We start from the raw sequence: 19834 nt of genomic DNA, 5'->3' as shown, positions 1-19834 counted from the left end.
CATCCGCTGACGGCGGTCGTGCACACCGCAGGCGTGTTGGACGACGGTGTGATCGGCTCGCTCACCCCCGAGCGCGTCGACCGCGTCATGCGCCCGAAGGTGGACGCGGCTTGGAACCTCCATGAGCTGACCCGCGAGCTGGACCTGACCGCCTTCGTGCTGTTCTCCTCCGCCTCGGGTGTGTTCGGCACCCCCGGCCAGGGCAACTACGCGGCCGCCAACGCCTTCCTCGACGCCCTGGCCGCACACCGCCGCGCCGAGGGCCTGCCCGCCGTCTCACCGGCCTGGGGCCCCTGGGCGGGCGCCGGGATGGCCGGTGGCCTGGGCGAGGCCGACATCAGCCGGATGCGGCGCGCCGGACTGCCGCCGCTGTCCCCGGCGGAGGGCCTGGCGCTCCTGGACGCCGCGCTCACCACGGACGAGGTGGCACCGGTCCCGATGCGCGTGGACGCCGTGGCGCTGCGCGCCCAGGCCGCGGCGGGCGCGCTCGCGCCACTGCTGCGCGGGCTGGTGCGGGTCCCGGTGCGCCGCGCGGTGGACACCGCCGCGGGCGGCGGTTCCGCGCTGGCGGAGCGGCTGGCCGGGCTGAGCGCGGCCGAGCGGGACCGGCTGCTGCTGGACCTGGTCCGTACGCAGGTGGCGGCCGTCCTCGGCTATGCGGGCCCGCAGGCCGTCGAGGAGGGCCGGGCGTTCAAGGATCTGGGCTTCGACTCCCTGACCGCCGTCGAGCTGCGCAACCTGCTGCGCGAGGCCACCGGGCTGCGGCTGCCGCCGACGCTCGTCTTCGACTACCCCACCTCGACCGCCCTGGCGGGCCATCTGCGCCAGGAGATCGTCGGGGACCCGGCCGACGCGATCGTTCCCGACCGGGTGATCAGCGCGGTGGACCGCGACGACCCGATCGCGATCGTCGCGATGAGCTGCCGCTTCCCCGGCGGGGTGCACTCGCCCGAGGAGCTGTGGCAGTTGCTGGTGGCCGGTGACGACGCCATCACCCCGTTCCCCGCCGACCGCGGCTGGGACCTCGCCACCCTCTACAGCGACGACCCCGACCTCGAGGGCACCAGCTACACCCGCGAGGGCGGCTTCCTGCACGACGTGGCCGACTTCGACGCCTCGTTCTTCGGCATCTCGCCGCGCGAGGCGCTCGCGATGGACCCGCAGCAGCGGCTGCTGCTGGAGACCACCTGGGAGGCGTTCGAGCGGGCCGGGATCGACCCGGCCGCGCTGCGCGGCAGCCGTACCGGCGTCTACATCGGCTCCAACGACCAGGACTACCTGACCCTGTGGCTGAACGAGCCGCAGGGCCTCGAAGGCCACCTCGGCACCGGCAACTCCTCCAGCGTGGCCTCCGGCCGCCTCTCCTACGCCTTCGGGCTGGAAGGCCCGGCGGTCACCATCGACACCGCCTGCTCGTCCTCGGTGGTGGCGCTGCACCTGGCCGCGCAGGCGCTGCGCAACGGCGAATGCTCGCTCGCGCTGGCCGGTGCCGTCACGGTCATGTCCACCCCGGGCGCCTTCCTGGAGTTCAGCCGGCAGCGCGGACTGGCCGCCGACGGCCGGATCAAGGCGTTCTCCGGTGACGCCGACGGCACCAACTGGTCCGAGGGCGTGGGCCTGTTCCTGGTGGAGCGGCTGTCCGACGCCCGCAGGAACGGCCATCCGGTGCTCGCCGTGCTGCGCTCGACCGCCATCAACCAGGACGGCGCGTCCAACGGTCTGACGGCGCCCAACGGCCCGTCCCAGCAGCGCGTCATCCGGCAGGCCCTCGCCAACGCCGGTCTTTCGGCCACGGACATCGACGTCGTGGAGGCCCACGGCACCGGTACGACGCTCGGCGACCCGATCGAGGCCCAGGCGCTGCTCGCCACCTACGGCCAGGACCGGCCCGAGGACCGCCCGCTGTGGCTGGGCTCGGTGAAGTCCAACATCGGCCACACCCAGGCCGTGGCGGGCGCCGCCGGCATCATGAAGATGGTCATGGCGATGCGGCACGGTGTGCTGCCGCGGACCCTGCACGTCAGCGAGCCGACCCCGCATGTCGACTGGACCGCGGGTGACATCGAGCTGCTGACCGAGGCCCGGCCCTGGCCGGAGACCGGCCGTCCGCGCCGCGCGGGCGTGTCGTCGTTCGGCTTCAGCGGCACCAACTCGCACGCCATCATCGAGCAGGCCCCGGCCGTGGACGCGGTCTCCGCGCCCGCCCCGGAGCGCTCCCTGCCCGTCCTCGCCTGGCCGGTCTCGGCCCGTACCGAGGACGCGCTACGGGCCCAGGCCGCACGGCTGCGGCCCGCCGTGGCCGCCGGGGCCGACGGTCCGCGCCCACTCGACCTCGCGTACTCCCTGGCCACCTCGCGTGCCGCCCTGGAACACCGGGCCGTGCTGCTCGGCCGGGACGGCGACCTCCTCGGCGGCCAGCTCGCGGCGCTGGCCGAGGGGCGTGGTGCGGCGGGGCTCATCGAGGGCTCGGTGGCCGGTGGCAAGCTCGCCTTCCTCTTCACGGGGCAGGGGAGCCAGCGGCTGGGGATGGGGCGTGAGCTGTACGACGCCTATCCGGTGTTCGCGGAGGCTGTGGACACGGTGTGTGCGGAGCTGGACGCGCACCTTGCGCAGCCTTTGAAGGACATCCTGTTCGGGGAGGACACCGAGGCGCTCGACCAGACCGGATTCACTCAGCCCGCGCTGTTCGCGGTCGAGGTGGCGCTGTTCCGGCTGGTCGAGGCGTGGGGTCTGAAGGCGGACTTCCTGTCCGGCCACTCCATCGGGGAGCTGGCCGCCGCACACGTGGCCGGTGTGCTCTCGCTCGCCGACGCGTGCACGCTGGTGGCCGCGCGCGGGCGGTTGATGCAGGAGCTTCCGGCCGGTGGCGCGATGATCGCCGTCCAAGCGTCCGAGGACGAGGTGACGCCGCTGCTCAACGAGCGTGTCTCGATCGCCGCGCTCAACGGGCCCACGTCCGTCGTCATCGCTGGCGACGAGGACGCGGCTCTGGAGATCGCTTCCGGTTTCGAGGCGCAGGGCCGTAAGACCAAGCGGCTCACCGTGAGCCACGCGTTCCACTCCCCACGTATGGACGGCATGCTGGACGCGTTCCGCGAGGTGGCGCAGGGGTTCACGTACGAGGCCCCGCGCATCCCGATCGTCTCCAACCTCACCGGCGAGCTGATCTCCACCGAGGAGATCACCAGTCCCGAATTCTGGGTGCGCCACGTCCGCGAGGCCGTCCGCTTCCTCGACGGCATCCGCGCTCTCGAAGCCCAGGGTGTCACCACGTACGTCGAGCTGGGCCCCGACGGTGTCCTCACCGCCATGGCCCAGGAGTGCGTGACCGGCGAGGACGCCGCCTTCGCCGCCGTGCTGCGCAAGGACCGCCCCGAGGCCGAGACCGTCACCACGGCGCTCGCCCAGGCGTATGTCCGGGGCGCCGAGGTGGACTGGGCCGGGTACTTCGCCGGGACCGGCGCACACCGCGTCGACCTGCCGACGTACGCGTTCCAGCGCCGCCGCTACTGGCCGGACACCGCCCCGGAGGCCGGGACCCCGGCCGAGGGTGCCGTGGACGCGGTGGACGCGCGGTTCTGGGAGGCCGTGGAGCGCGAGGACTGGGAGTCGCTCGCCGGTGAGCTGCGGGTCGAGGGCGACCAGCCGCTCAGCGCGGTGCTGCCCGCCCTTTCGTCGTGGCGCCGCGCCCAGCGCGAGCGGTCCGCCGCCGACGGCCACCTCTACAACGTGATGTGGAAGCCGCGTCAGCAGGGCGGCCCGTCGGGCTCCTCGGCCCCGTCGGGCTCCCCGGCCCCGTCGGGCACCTGGCTGACCGTCGTCCCGGCGAGCCACGCCGACGACCCGCGGATCACCGCCGTGGCCGACGATCTGACCCGCCGCGGCGTGCGGGTCGTACGCCTCGAACTGGACGCCGTGGACATCGACCCCGCCGCCGTGGCCGACCGCCTCGCCGCGGCGTCGGCCGACGGCCCGGTGGCCGGGGTGCTGTCCCTGCTGGCGCTGGACGAGCGGCCGCACCCGGAGCATCCGGCGGTGCCGGTCGGCCTCGCGCTGACCGGTGCGCTGGCCGAGGCGCTGGCGCGGCGGGGCGACGACGCCCCGGCACGGCTGTGGTGCGCCACCCGGGGCGCGGTCTCGACCGGCGGCGCCGACCGGCTGGACAGCGCCACCCAGGCCCAGGTCTGGGGCTACGGCCGCGTGGTCGCCCTGGAGCAGCCCGAGCGCTGGGGCGGTCTGGTGGACCTGCCGGAGACCGTGGACGAGCGGGCGCTGGACCGGCTCGCGGCCGTGCTCGCCGGGTCCGACGACGAGGACCAGGTGGCGATCCGCGCCACCGGGGTCTTCGTACGCCGCCTCGTCCCGGCCCCGCGCACCGCGGCCACCGCGGCGGCCGAGCCCTGGACGCCGCGCGGCACCGTGCTGGTGACCGGTGGCACGGGCGCCCTGGGACGGCATGTGGCCCGCTGGCTGGCGGACCACGGCGCGGAGCGGCTGGTGCTGCTCAGCCGCCGTGGCCCCGACGCGCCGGGCGCGGCCGAGATCGTGGCCGAACTGTCCGGCACCGACACCGCCGTGACCGTCGAGGCGTGCGATGTGGCCGACCGCCACGCGCTCGCCGCGCTGGTGGAGAAGCTGGCCGCCAACGGCACCCCGGTCCGGGCCGTGGTGCACTCGGCCGGGATCTCCCAGGAGCCCGGCACCGGCACCGAACTCCCCGAGTTCGCCCGGATCGTGGCGGCCAAGACGACCGGTGCGGTCCACCTCGACGCCCTCTTCGACGGCGACACCGAGCTGGACGCCTTCGTGCTCTTCTCCTCGATCGCCGGGGTGTGGGGCAGTGGCGGCCAGGGCGCCTACGCGGCCGGAAACGCGTTCCTCGACGCGCTGGCCGAACAGCGCCGGGCCCGTGGCCTGCCCGCCACCTCCGTGGCCTGGGGCCCGTGGGCGGAGGGCGGCATGGCCGCCGAGGGCGACGCCGAGGAGCAGCTGCGCCGCCGTGGACTGCCGCCCATGGCACCCGAGTTGAACATGGTGGCCTTCCAGCGGGTGCTCTCCCGCGAGGAGACCGCCGTGACGGTGGCCGATGTCGACTGGGAGCGTTTCGCCCCGGCCTTCACCGCCGCCCGCCCCCGCCCGCTGATCGACGATCTGCCGCAGGTGGCCAAGGCCCTGCGCGGCGGCGGCGACGGCGAGCCGGCGGACAAGGCGGCGGCCGACGGCGCGTCGGGCCTGCGCGAGCGGCTCGCCGGGCTGTCCGCGGCCGAGCGCGAGGACGCGGTGCTCGAGCTGGTCCGCACCCATGTGGCCAGTGCCCTCGGCCACGCCTCCGCCGACGAGGTCGAGGCCGGGCGCGCCTTCAACGAGCTGGGCTTCGACTCGCTCACCGCGGTCGAACTGCGCACCCGGCTCGGCGCGGCCACCGGCCTCAAGCTGCCCGCCAGCCTGGTCTACGACTACCCGACACCGGCCGCGCTCGCCGAGCACCTGCGGACCGAACTGGTCCCGGACGGACCGGGCCACGGGCCCGGCCACGCCCTGCCCGATGTGGACCTCGATCCGCGGGACGCCGAGCTGCGCCGCACCCTGGCCACCATCCCGATGAGCCGGATCCGGGAGGCCGGGCTGCTGGACACGCTGCTCAGGCTGGCCGATCCACAAGCCGCCACTTCCGACCCCAGCGGCGCCGAGGACGAGGCGGAGTCCATCGACGAGATGGACGTCCAGCACCTCATCGACATGGCGCTCGACCTCGACAGCCTCGACGGCAACGATTCCTGACGCGGGCCCAAGCACGGAGTACACGATGACAACCCCCAACGAAAAGCTCGTTGACGCGCTGCGGGCCTCGCTGAAGGAAACCGAGCGGCTGCGGAAACAGAACCAGCAGCTCACCGACGCCTCCCGGGAACCAATCGCGATCGTCGGCATGAGCTGCCGGTTCCCCGGCGGCGTCGGCAGCCCCGAGGAGCTGTGGCGGCTCGTGGCGGACGGCCAGGACGCCATCTCCGGCTTCCCCGACGACCGCGGCTGGGACATCGAGGCGCTGTACGACCCGGACCCGGAGCGCGAGGGCACCTTCTACGCCCGCGGGGGCGGCTTCCTGTACGACGCCGACCGGTTCGACCCGGGCTTCTTCGGGATCTCGCCGCGCGAGGCGCTCGCGATGGACCCGCAGCAGCGGCTGCTGCTGGAGACGTCGTGGGAGGCGTTCGAGCGGGCCGGGATCGACCCGGCGACGGTGCGGGGCTCGCGCACCGGTGTGTTCGTCGGCGCGTCCACGCAGGCGTACGGGGCGGGAGAGTACGACCTGCCGGAGGGTGTCGAGGGCCATCTGCTCACCGGCACCGCCTCCAGCGTCGCGTCCGGACGGCTCTCCTACGCCTTCGGTCTCGAGGGCCCGGCGGCCACCATCGACACCGCCTGTTCGTCGTCCTCGGTCGCGCTGCACCTGGCGGTCCAGGCGCTGCGGCAGAGCGAGTGCTCGCTCGCGGTGGCGGCGGGCGCGACCGTGCTGTCCTCCCCGGATGTGTTCGTGGAGTTCAGCCGTCAGCGCGGACTCTCCGCCGACGGCCGCTGCAAGTCCTTCGCGGCCTCGGCCGATGGCACGGGCTGGTCCGAGGGTGTCGCGGTGCTGCTGGTCGAGCGGCTGTCGGACGCGCGCAGGAACGGCCACCCGGTACTCGCGGTGGTGCGTGGCTCGGCGGTCAACCAGGACGGTGCGTCCAACGGTCTGACGGCGCCGAACGGCCCGTCGCAGCGGCGTGTCATCCGGCAGGCCCTGGAGAACGCCCGGCTCTCCGCCGCCGACGTGGACGCGGTCGAGGCGCACGGCACGGGCACGACCCTCGGCGACCCCATCGAGGCCCAGGCGCTGCTGGCCACGTACGGCAGGGAGCGGCCCGAAGGCCGGCCGCTGTGGCTCGGCTCGCTGAAGTCGAACCTCGGCCACACCCAGAACGTCGCCGGTATCGGCGGCGTCATCAAGATGGTCATGGCGATGCGGCACGGGGTGCTGCCGCGGACGCTGCACGTGGACGAGCCCACCCCGCATGTCGACTGGTCGGCCGGCGAGGTGTCCCTGCTGACCGAGGCGCGGCCGTGGCCCGAGACCGGCCGGCCGCGCCGGGCGGGTGTGTCGTCGTTCGGCGTGAGCGGCACGAATGTGCACACCATCATCGAGCAGGCGCCGGAGGCGGAGGCCGCGGAGGCGCCTTCGGGTGCTGTGGTGACGCCGTCGGTGCTGCCGTGGGTGCTCTCGGGTCGGGGTGCGGCCGCGCTGCGTGCTCAGGCGGAGCGGCTGGTGGCGCATGTGGAGGGGCGCGACGAGCTCCGTCCGGTGGATGTGGGGTTCTCGCTGGCGACCGGGCGGTCGGCCTTTGAACACCGTGCGGTGGTGGTGGCCGAGGGCCGGGACGGGCTGCTGGCCGGTTTGGGTGCGCTGGCGCGAGAGGAGTCCGCGCCCGGCCTGGTCGAGGGTTCGGTGGCCGGTGGCAAGGTGGCGTTCCTGTTCACGGGGCAGGGGAGCCAGCGGCTGGGGATGGGGCGTGAGCTCTACCAGGCGTATCCGGTCTTCGCCGAGGCGCTGGACGCGGTGTGCGCGGAGCTGGATCCGCATCTTGCACGGCCGCTGCGGGATGTGTTGTTCGGCGAGGACGCGGCGGAGCTGGACCAGACCGGGTTCACTCAGCCCGCGCTGTTCGCGGTTGAGGTGGCGCTGTTCCGGTTGGTTGAGGCATGGGGTCTGAAGGCGGACTTCCTCTCCGGGCACTCGATCGGTGAGCTTGCCGCCGCGCATGTGGCGGGTGTGTTGTCGCTGGCGGACGCTGCGAAGTTGGTGGCGGCGCGTGGGCGGTTGATGCAGGAGCTGCCCGCCGGTGGCGCGATGATCGCCATCCAGGCGTCCGAGGACGAGGTGCTGCCGCTGCTGACCGAGCGTGTCTCGATCGCCGCGCTCAACGGCCCGTCGTCCGTGGTCATCGCGGGTGATGAGGACGCGGCGGCTGAGCTCGCGGCGGGTTTCGAGGCGCGGGGTCGTAAGACCAAGCGGCTCACGGTCAGCCACGCGTTCCACTCGCCGCGCATGGACGGGATGCTCGACGCGTTCCGCGAGGTGGCGCAGGGGCTTACGTACGAGGCCCCGCGCATTCCGATCGTCTCCAGCCTCACCGGCGCGGTCGTCTCCGCCGACGAGATCACGACCCCCGACTTCTGGGTCCGTCACGTCCGTGAGGCCGTGCGCTTCCTCGATGGCGTACGGACCCTCGAGGCGCAGAACGTCTCCACGTTCATCGAGCTGGGACCGGACGGTGTGCTCACCGCCATGGCCCAGGACTGCGTGACCGACTCCGCGTCCGACGCCGCGTTCATCTCCGCGCTGCGCAAGGACCGTCCCGAGGCGGAGGCGCTGACCACGGCCGTCGCCCGCGCCCATGTGCGCGGTGTGGCGGTGGACTGGGCCGCGTACTTCGCCGGTACTGGCGCCCACCGCGTCGACCTGCCGACGTACGCCTTCCAGCGCGAGCGGTTCTGGCTGGAGCCGGGCGCGGCCTCCGTGGGTGATGTGGCGTCCGTGGGGCTGGAGTTGGCGGGGCATCCGCTGTTGGGCGCCGCGGTGCCGCTGGCGGAGTCCGACGGGCTGGTGTTCACGGGACGGCTGGGTCTCGACACCCATCCGTGGCTGGCCGAGCACACGGTCCGGGACGCGGTGGTGGTGCCGGGCTCGGCGTTCGTCGAGCTTGCCGTCCGGGCCGGTGACCAGCTCGGCTGTGACTTCCTCGACGAGCTGACCCCGCACACCCCGCTGGTGCTGCCCGTACGCGGTGGCATCCGGCTGCAGGTCACGGTCGGCGCGCCGGACGACGCCGGGCACCGCTCGTTCACCGTCTCCTCCCGTGCGGAGGACGCCGCCGCCGACACGGCGTGGGTGCGCAACGCGAGCGGTGTGCTCGCCTCCGGCGCCCCCGGCCCGTCGTTCGACCTGGCCGAGTGGCCGCCGACCGCCGCCGAGGCCATCGAGCCCGCGACGCTCTACGCCCGGCTGGCCGAGGACGGGCTGCGGTACGGCCCGGCGTTCCAGGGGCTCACGGCCGCCTGGCGGCGCGGGGACGAACTCTTCGCCGAGGTCAGGCTGGACGACGACACCAAGCCCGGCGCGGAGGAGTTCGCCGTCCACCCGGCGCTGCTGGACGCCGCCCTGCACGTCCTCCACGGCCGCGACGGCGCCCAGCTGACCGACGGCTGGCAGGGCGTCTCCCTGTACGCGGAGGGCGCGTCCGCGCTGCGTGTACGGATCGCGCCCGCCGGAGCCGGCACGGTGTCCCTGACGCTCGCCGATGCCACGGGCGAGCCGGTCGCCGCCGTGGACGGCCTGCGCTGCCGTCCGTTGCCCGACGACCTCATCGGTGACGTGGACGTGGCGCGGCAGAGCCTGTTCCGGCTGGACTGGGTGGCCCCGCAGACCGCCTCCGCCGGTCCGGACGCCGCCGCCCGCCGTATCGTCCTGGGCGAGGACCCGTTCGGACTGGTCGCGGCCGGGGTGGCCGCCGACTCCGCCCCCGACCTGGCCGCGCTGGGCGCGGCCGTCGAAGCGGGCGACACCGCCGCCCCGGAGTTGGTCCTCGCGTCCTTCGCGCCCCTATCCGGCGACGCGAACGAGAACGTGGCCGAGGCCGCGCACCGGGAGGCGCGGCGTGCCCTGGCCCTGGTGCAGGGCTGGCTGGCCGATGAGCGGTTCGGCGCGTCCCAGCTGGTGCTCGTCACCCGGGGCGCGATGGCCACCGACGCCGAAGAGGGCGTCACCGACCTGGCGCACGCGCCCCTGTGGGGTCTGGTGCGCTCCGCCGAGACCGAGAACCCCGGCCGTTTCGTCCTCGTGGACGTAGACGAGGCCGCTGGGGCGGCTGAAGCCGCCGGGGTCGCCGGGGCCGCCGAGGTCGTCTGGACGGCTGGCGCCGCTGGGTCCGGCGAGGCGGCTGGCGTCGCCGAGGTCGCCGGGACGGCTGAAGCCGCCGGGACCGCCGAGTCCGCCGAGTCCGCCGAGTCCGCTGGGACCGCTGGCGCCGCCGAGCTCCCCGGCACCTTCGCCGACGTGCTCTCCGGCGCCCTGGCCACCGGCGAGCCTGAGCTCGCCCTGCGTGCGGGCCGCGCCCTCGCCCCCCGCCTGACCCGCGCCCTGGCCCCGGCCTCGGGCTCCGGTTCGGCCCTGGGCTCGGCCCTGGGGTCGGGTTCGGCCCTGGGGTCGGGTTCGGCCCTGGGCTCGGCCCTGGGGTCGACTTCGGCCCTGGGCTCGGCCCTGGCCTCGGGCTCGGCCTCGGAGTCGGGTTCGGCCCTGGGGTCGACTCCGGCCTCGGCCCCGGCCCTGGGCTCGGCCCTGACCCTGGGCTCGGCCCCGGCCCTGGGCTCGGCCCCGGCCCTGGGCTCGGCCCCGACGTCGGACTCGGCCGCGGCTCCGAACAACAACTCCCTGCCCGCCGCCCCCGCGTTCGACGCCGACGGCACCGTGCTCATCACCGGCGGCACCGGCGCCCTGGGCCGACTGCTCGCCCGCCACCTCGTGGCCGAGCACGGCGTACGTCACCTGCTGCTGACCAGCCGCCGTGGCGCGGACGCCGACGGCGCCGCCGAGCTGGCCGCCGAACTCCGTACGCGGGGCGCCGAGGTCACCCTCGCCGCCTGCGACGCCGCGGACCGCGACGCGCTCGCCGCGACCCTGGCCGCCGTCCCGGCCGAGCATCCGCTGACGGCCGTCGTGCACCCCCCCGGGGTGCGGGACGCGGCCCCGCGCCGGGCCGGCCGCGCCCCGGCCCCCCGCCCCGCCCGAGCCCCCGCGGCCGCCGGGCGCCCCCCCCGCGGGTGGGCGCCCCCCCGCCACGGCCGCCGCCCTGACGCCCGAGCAGCTGGCGCGGGTGCTGCGTCCGAAGGTGGACGCGGCGTGGAATCTGCACGAGCTGACCCGCGGCCTCGACCTGTCGGCGTTCGTGCTGTTCTCCGCCATCGCGGGCACGCTGGGTGGTGCGGGCCAGGCCAACTACGCCGCGGCCAACGTCTTCCTCGACGCGCTCGCCGCACACCGCCACGCCACCGGTCTGCCCGCCACCTCGCTGGTGTGGGGCCTGTGGGCCCAGTCGGACGGGATCACCGGCGGTCTGACCGAGACCGATCTGCTGCGGCTGGCCCGCAGCGGCATGGGCGCCCTCACCGACGACGAGGGCATGGCGCTCTTCGACGCCGCCCGCCGCACCGGCCGTACCCTGCTGATCCCGGCCCGTCTCGACCTCGCCGCGCTGCGCTCCGCCGCCGGATCCGGCCCGGTCCCGGCGCTGCTGCGCGGGCTGATCCGGACCACCGGCCGGCGCACGGCCGTGGGCGCGCTCGCCGCCGGTTCGTCCCTGGCCGAGCGGCTGCGCGCGCTCTCCCCGAACGAGCGCCGCCGGACGCTGCTGGACCTCGTACGCGGCCATGTGGCCACGGCCCTCGGCCACGCCTCCGCCGATGCCATCGAGGCGCGCCGGGCCTTCAAGGAGCTGGGTTTCGACTCGCTCACCGCCGTCGAACTGCGCAACCGGCTCTCCGCCGCCACCGGGCTCAAGCTGCCCACCACGATCGTCTTCGACCACCCCAACCCCACCGTCCTCGCCGACCATCTGCGCGCCGAACTCCTCGGCCCGGACGAGAACGAGGCCGAGGCCGAGCAGTCGGACCCGGCGCTCGCCGCCACCGCCGCCTCCCTCGCCGACGACCCGATCGCCATCGTCGCGATGGGCTGCCGCTACCCCGGCGACGTCCGCTCGCCCGAGGACCTGTGGCAGCTCGTGGCCACGGGCTCGGACGCCATCACCGGATTCCCCGTCAACCGCAACTGGGAGAGCCAGTGGGCGGCGGACGGCGACGAGGCCGACGCGGGCCCGTCCGACTACGCCCGCGCCGGTGGCTTCCTGCACGAAGCGGACCTCTTCGACGCGGCGTTCTTCGGGATCTCGCCGCGTGAGGCGCTGGCCATGGACCCGCAGCAGCGGCTGCTGCTGGAGACGTCGTGGGAGGTCTTCGAGCGGGCCGGGATCGACCCGGACTCGATGCGCGGCCGCTCGGTCGGCGTGTTCGTGGGCGCGGCCTACAGCGGCTACGACGCGGGTCTGGAGCAGGCCGGTTCGGAGGTCGCGGGCCATGTGATGACGGGCAACGCGGGCAGTGTCATGTCCGGCCGTATCGCCTACGCCCTCGGTCTGGAGGGCCCGGCGGTCACCGTCGACACGGCGTGCTCGTCGTCGCTGGTGGCGCTGCACTGGGCGATCCAGGCGCTGCGCCAGGGCGAGTGCACGATGGCGCTCGCGGGCGGTGTCACGGTGATGACGACGCCCGGCCACTTCACCGAGTTCAGCCGCCAGGGCGGCCTCGCCGCCGACGGCCGCTGCAAGGCGTTCGCGGCGGGTGCGGACGGCACCGGCTGGGGCGAGGGCGTCGGCATGCTGCTCGTGGAGCGGCTGTCGGACGCCCGGCGCAACGGCCACCAGGTGCTGGCCGTGGTGCGCGGCTCGGCCGTCAACCAGGACGGTGCGAGCAATGGCCTGACGGCGCCGAACGGCCCGTCCCAGCAGCGCGTCATCCGCAAGGCGCTCATCAGCGCCGGGCTGACCAGCGGCGATGTGGATGTGGTCGAGGCACACGGCACGGGCACCACGCTGGGCGACCCGATCGAGGCGCAGGCGCTGCTCGCCACGTACGGCCAGGAGCGCGCCCCGGAGCAGCCGCTGTGGCTGGGCTCCATCAAGTCCAACATCGGCCACGCCCAGGCGGCGGCCGGTGTCGCCGGAATCATCAAGATGGTGATGGCGATGCGGCACGGTGTGCTGCCGCAGACGCTGCACGTGGACGAGCCGTCGCCGCATGTCGACTGGACGTCCGGTGACATCGCGCTGCTGACGGAGCGGATGGCGTGGCCGGAGACCGGCCGCGCGCGCCGGGCCGCGGTGTCGTCGTTCGGCATCAGCGGCACCAACGCGCACACCATCATCGAGCAGGCCCCGGCCATCGCCGCCGAGTCGGTGGCGAGCGACGCCGAGCAGGACGGCTCCGGTGTGGTGCTGCCGTACGCGCTCTCCGCCAAGGGCACCGACGCCCTGCGCGCCCAGGCCGAGCGGCTGTACGCCCATCTGACCGCACAGCCCGCCCTCGAACCGGCCGACATCGCCCACACCCTGGCCACCGGCCGTGCCGCGCTCGACCACCGCGCGGTGCTGGTCGCGGATGGCAGGGACAACCTGCTGGCCGGTCTGGAGGCGCTGGCGCGGGGTGAGTCCGCGCCGGGGCTGGTCGAGGGCGCGGTCGCGGAGGGCGAGACGGCGTTCCTGTTCACGGGGCAGGGGAGTCAGCGGCTGGGGATGGGTCGTGAGCTGTACGACGCCTATCCGGTGTTCGCGGAGGCGCTGGACGCGGTGTGTGCGGAGCTGGACGCGCACCTTGAGCGGCCGTTGAAGACGGTGCTGTTCGGGGACGATGCCGAGGCGCTGGATCGGACGGGGTTCACTCAGCCCGCGTTGTTCGCGGTTGAGGTGGCGCTGTTCCGTTTGGTGGAGGCGTGGGGGCTGACGCCGGACTATCTGTCGGGGCATTCGATTGGTGAGTTGGCCGCCGCGCATGTGGCGGGTGTGCTGTCGCTGGCGGACGCCGCGAAGTTGGTGGCGGCTCGTGGGCGGTTGATGCAGGAGCTGCCCGCCGGTGGCGCGATGATCGCGGTGCAGGCGTCGGAGGACGAAGTGGCGCCGCTGCTCAACGAGCGGGTCAGCATCGCAGCCCTCAACGGTCCCACCTCCGTCGTTATCGCGGGTGATGAGGACGCGGCGGCTGAGATCGCGGCGGGTTTCGAGGCGCAGGGTCGTAAGATCAAGCGGCTCACGGTCAGCCACGCGTTCCACTCCCCGCGTATGGACGGCATGTTGGAGGCTTTCCGCGAGGTTGCGGAGGGGCTTACGTACGAGGCCCCGCGTATCCCGATCGTCTCCAACCTCACCGGAAACGTGGTTTCCGCCGAAGAGATCGCGACCGCCGACTTCTGGGTGCGCCACGTCCGCGAGGCCGTCCGCTTCCTCGACGGTGTCCGCACCCTCGAGGCCCAGGGCGTCACCACCTTCATCGAGCTCGGCCCCGACGGTGTCCTGACCGCCATGGCCCAGGAGTGCGTCACCGACGCCGACGCGGCCGCCTTCGTCTCCGCGCTGCGCAAGGACCGTCCCGAGGCCGAGGCGCTGACCACGGCCGTCGCCCGCGCGTCTGTGCGTGGCGTGGCGCCGGACTGGGCCGCGTACTTCGCCGGGACCGACGCGCACCGCGTCGATCTGCCGACGTACGCCTTCCAGCACCGCCGCTACTGGCCGGAGGAGCCGGTGGCGAGCCTGGCCGCCGCCGCGGGTGTCGACGGCTGGCGGTACCAGGTGGCGTGGAAGCCGCTGTCGCTGGGCTCCGCGGCCCGGCTGTCCGGGGTGTGGCTCGTCGTCGCTCCCGCCGAGGGCGTCGCTCCCGCCGAGGACTCCGCCGCCGACGCGTGGGCGGACGGTGTCGTCCGTACGTTGACCGAGCGGGGCGCCGAGGTGCGGCGGCTCGACCTGGCCGACGGTGCCGCCGAGGACCGCGCGTCCATCGCCGAGCGGCTGCGTACGGCGGCCGACGGTGGCGCCGTGGCCGGTGTGCTCTCGCTGCTGGCCACCGGGGATGCCGACGCCTTGCTGCCCACGGCCGCCCTCGTGCAGGCCATGGGCGACGCCGCGATCGACGCGCCGCTGTGGTGTGCCACCCGGGGCGCGGTCTCGACGGGCCGTCAGGGCGAGCTGGTGGACCCGGCTCGCGCCCAGGTCTGGGGCCTCGGCCGGGTGGCGGCCCTGGAGCTGCCCGACCGCTGGGGGGGTCTCATCGACCTCCCCGAGACGATGACCGACCGGGTGCTGTCGCGGCTCGCGGTGGTGCTCGCCGGGGCCGGGGACGAGGACCAGATCGCCGTCCGCGCCTCCGGGGTGTTCGGCCGCCGGCTGGCGCGGGCGACCGCACGGCAGGTGGCGGAGTCCGAGGGCTGGAACGCTCACGGCACGGTGCTGGTGACGGGCGGTACGGGTGCGCTGGGCGGCCAGGTGGCCCGCTGGCTGATCGACAAGGGCGCCGAGCACGTGGTGCTCACCAGCCGCCGTGGCCTCGACGCCCCGGGCGCGGCCGAGCTGCGCGATGAACTCGCCGCGTCCGGCGCCCGGATCACGGTCGCCGCGTGCGATGTGGCCGACCGCGAGGCCCTGGCCGGGCTGCTGGCCGACCTCCCCGCCGAGCTCCCGCTGACGGCCGTGGTGCACGCGGCCGGGGTACTGGACGACGGCGTCCTGGAGTCGCTGATCCCCGAGCGCTTCGCCACCGTCCTGCGTGCGAAGGCCGACGCCGCGCTCGCGCTGGACGAGCTGACACGCGATCTCGACCTGTCCGCGTTCGTGCTGTTCTCCTCGACCAGCGGCACCGTGGGCGCCGCGGGACAGGCCAACTACGCCGCCGCGAACGCCTTCCTGGACGCGCTCGCCGAACGGCGGCGCGCCGAGGGTCTGCCCGCCACCTCGATCGCCTGGGGCCCGTGGGCCGCGGGCGGCATGGCCGCCGACGAGGCGCTGGAGCAGCGCATGCGCCGCGCCGGGATGCCGCCGATGGACGCCGATCTCGCGATCGACGCCCTGGAGCGCGCCCTCGGCCTGGGCGACGCGGCCGTGACCGTGGCGGACGTCGACTGGGACCGGTTCGCGCCGGGCTTCACCGCGGGCCGCCCCAGCCCCCTGCTGGCCGACCTGCCCGAGGTGCGCCAGGCCGCCGCCACCGCCACCGCGACCAGCGAGGCCGCGCCCGCCGAGACGGCCTCCGCGCTCGCGCGGCGGCTCCTCGGCCTGCCCGAGGCGGAGCGCCACCGGGCGCTGCTGGATCTCGTACGGACCCATGTGGCGGAGGTCCTCGGCCACGCCGATGTGTCCGACATCAGCGCCGAACGGGCCTTCCGCGAGATCGGCTTCGACTCCCTCACCGCCGTCGAACTGCGCAACGGCCTCAACGCCGCCACCGATCTGCGGCTGCCCGCCACCCTCGTCTACGACTACCCGACGCCGCTCGCCCTCGCCGACCACCTCTTCGCCGAACTGCTCGGCGGGCAGGCGGTGGCCACGGGTGGCGCGTCGCCGGTGGCGGGCGTGGTGGCCGACGACGATCCGATCGCGATCGTCGCGATGAGCTGCCGCTTCCCGGGTGGTGTGCGCACCCCCGAGGAGCTGTGGCGGCTGCTGGTGTCCGGTACGGACGTCATCTCGGACATGCCCGCCGACCGCGGCTGGGACCTCCACACGCTCTACAACCCGGACCCGGACGTCGAGGGCACCTCATACGTACGCGAGGGCGGCTTCCTGCGGGACGCGGCCGACTTCGACCCGGCGTTCTTCGGCATCTCGCCGCGTGAGGCCCTGGCCATGGACCCGCAGCAGCGGTTGCTGCTGGAGACCTCGTGGGAGGCGTTCGAGCGGGCCGGTATCGACCCGGCGACGCTGCGCGGCTCCACCGCCGGTGTCTTCGTCGGCACCAACGGCCAGGACTACCTGTCCCTGCTGCTGGGCGACTCGCAGGGCCTCGAAGGCCACATGGGCACGGGCAACGCGGCCAGCGTGATCTCGGGCCGGCTCGCCTACACCTTCGGGCTCGAAGGCCCGGCGGTCACCATCGACACCGCCTGCTCCTCCTCGCTGGTCGCCCTCCACTCGGCGATCCAGGCGCTGCGCGGCGGCGAGTGCTCGATCGCGCTCGCGGGCGGTGTGACCGTGATGTCCACGCCCGGTGTGTTCGTGGACTTCAGCCGTCAGCGCGGACTCGCGGAGGACGGCCGGATCAAGGCGTTCGCGGCCGAGGCGGACGGCACCGGCTGGGGCGAGGGCGTCGGCATGCTGCTCGTCGAGCGGCTGTCGGACGCGCGGCGCAACGGCCACCCGGTGCTCGCGCTCGTGCGCGGCACGGCGGTCAACCAGGATGGTGCGTCGAATGGTCTGACGGCGCCGAACGGTCCGTCGCAGCAGCGGGTGATCCGGCAGGCGCTGGCGGGCGCGGGGTTGTCGGCGTCCGAGGTGGACGCGGTCGAGGCCCACGGCACGGGCACCAAGCTGGGTGACCCGATCGAGGCGCAGGCACTGCTTGCCACGTACGGCCAGGACCGGGCGGAGGGGCAGCCGCTGCTGCTCGGCTCCATCAAGTCCAACATCGGCCACACGCAGGCCGCCGCCGGTGTCGCCGGTGTGATGAAGATGGTCCTCGCCATGCGGCACGGGGTGCTGCCGAGGACGCTGCACGTGGACGAGCCCACCCCGCATGTGGACTGGTCGGCGGGCGACATCAGCCTGCTGACGGAGGCGCGGGAGTGGCCGGAGACGGGCCATCCGCGTCGTGCGGGCATCTCGTCGTTCGGCTTCAGCGGCACCAACGCCCACGCCGTGCTGGAAGAGGCCCCGGCGGCTGTCGCTGAGGCTGTCGCGGACACCGATGAGGGCCGGGCGGCCCTGCCGGTGCTGCTCTCGGCCCGTACGGAAGACGGGCTGCGCGCCCAGGCCGAGCAGCTGCGCGGCCACCTGACCGCGCGGACCGACCTCCGCACGGCAGACCTCGGCTACGCGCTCGCCGTGGGCCGCTCGGCCTTCGAGGAGCGCGCGGCGCTGGTCGCCGAGGACCGGGACGGGCTGCTGTCCGGCCTGGCGGCGCTCGCCGAGGGTCGTACGGCGGCCGGGCTCGTGCGGGGCTCGGTGGCCGGTGGCCGGGTGGCGTTCCTCTTCACGGGGCAGGGCAGCCAGCGGCTCGGCATGGGCCGTGAGCTGTACTACGCGTACCCGGTGTTCGCGGAGGCACTGGACGCGGTCTGCGATGAGCTGGACGCGCACCTTGAGCGGCCGTTGAAGACGGTGCTGTTCGGGGATGACGCCGAGGCGTTGGATCGGACGGGGTTCACTCAGCCCGCGTTGTTCGCGGTTGAGGTGGCGTTGTTCCGGCTGGTCGAGGCGTGGGGTATCAAGGCGGACTTCCTCTCCGGTCACTCGATTGGTGAGCTGGCCGCCGCGCATGTGGCGGGTGTGCTCTCGCTCGCGGATGCCGCGAAGTTGGTGGCGGCGCGTGGGCGGTTGATGCAGGAGCTTCCGGCGGGTGGCTCGATGATCGCGGTGCAGGCGTCGGAGGACGAGGTGCTGCCGCTGCTCACCGATGGCGTGAGCATCGCCGCCCTCAACGGGCCTACGTCCGTTGTCATCGCGGGTGATGAGGACGAGGCTGTCGCCATCGCTGCTTCGTTCGAGACGCAGGGCCGTAAGACCAAGCGGCTCACCGTGAGCCACGCGTTCCACTCGCCCCGTATGGACGGGATGCTGGAGGCGTTCCGCGAGGTGGCGCAGGGGCTCACGTACGAGGCCCCCCGTATCCCGATCGTTTCCAACCTCACCGGGAACGTGGTCTCCGCCGAGGAGATCACGACGGCCGACTTCTGGGTGCGCCACGTGCGCGAGGCCGTGCGCTTCCTGGACGGCATCCGCACTCTCGAAGCGCGCAGCGTCACCACGTTCATCGAGCTGGGCCCGGACGGGGTCCTGACCGCGATGGCACAGGAGTGCGTGACCGACTCCGCGCCGGACGCCGGGTTCATCTCGGCGCTGCGCAAGGACCGTCCCGAGGCCGAGGCGCTCACCACGGCCGTGGCACGGGCACACGTCCGTGGCGTGCCGGTGGACTGGGCGGCCCTCTACGCCGGGACCGGCGCCACGCGTCTTGCGCCGGACGAGCTGGCCGAGCTGCCCACGTACGCCTTCCAGCGGCAGCGCTACTGGCCGAAGGTCTCGTCGCTGTTCCTCGGTGACGTGGCCGCGGTCGGACTCGGCCGGGCCGAGCATCCGCTGCTCGGTGCCAGCGCCGAACTGCCCAGCGCGGACGGGATGTTGTTCACCGGGCGGCTGGCGCTGTCCACGCATCCATGGCTCGCCGATCACACGATCATGGACACCGTGCTGCTGCCCGGCACCGCGTTCGTGGAGCTCGCGGTCCGCGCCGGTGACCAGGTCGGCTGCGAGGTGCTGGAGGAGCTGACCCTCGAGGCGCCGCTGGTCCTGCCCGACGACGGCGGGGTCCAGCTGCGGCTGTGGGTCGGCGCGGCCGATGACACCGGCCGCCGCCCGCTGGAACTGCACTCCCGGGCCGAGCACCTGTCGGCCGAGGAGCCGTGGACCCGGCACGCGTCCGGTGTGCTGGCGTCCGGTGGTGCGCCGGAGGCGTCGTTCGAGCTGACCGCGTGGCCTCCGGCGGACGCCGCCGAGGTGGAGGTCGGCGACCGTTACGCCGAGCTGCGGGACGTCGGTTTCGCCTACGGCCCCGCGTTCCAGGGGCTTCGTAAGGCGTGGCGGCGCGGTGGCGAGGTGTTCGCCGAGGTGGCGCTGGACGAGGGCACGGCCGAGGAGGCCGCCGCGTTCGGGCTGCACCCGGCGCTGCTGGACGCCGCGCTGCACGCGCTCGGCCTGGCCGGGCTCGGCGGCACCGAGACCGAGGGGCGACTGCCGTTCGCCTGGACCGGGGTGTCGCTGTACGCGAGCGGCGCGGCCACGCTGCGGGTGCGGATGGCCGCCGTGGGCGGCGACGGCGTCCGGCTGGAGATCGCGGACGCCACCGGCGCACCGGTCGCCGCCGTGGACTCGCTGGTGTTGCGTCCGGTGTCGGCTGAGCAGTTGGAGAGCGCGCGTACGGCGTACCACGAGTCGCTGTACTGCGTGGAGTGGACGGCGACGCCCGCATCCGTGGACTTGGCCGAGGGCCG

1 protein-coding gene and 1 pseudogene are annotated in these 19834 nt (G+C 74.3%); both read left to right on the top strand.

Annotated elements, in window-relative coordinates; genetic code table 11:
• A partial coding sequence (locus ACFXB5_RS44120) for a type I polyketide synthase (protein ID WP_385219416.1) occupies positions 1-5781 on the top strand: 5781 nt, incomplete at its 5' end.
• A gap of 25 nt (positions 5782-5806) precedes the next feature.
• A pseudogene (locus ACFXB5_RS44115) lies at positions 5807-19834 on the top strand (SDR family NAD(P)-dependent oxidoreductase); the annotation flags it as partial.

This window comes from Streptomyces sp. NPDC059455 (assembly GCF_042750115.1).
In the GTDB taxonomy this organism is placed as follows: domain Bacteria; phylum Actinomycetota; class Actinomycetes; order Streptomycetales; family Streptomycetaceae; genus Streptomyces; species Streptomyces endocoffeicus.
This window is presented reverse-complemented; position numbering and strand designations above follow the sequence as displayed.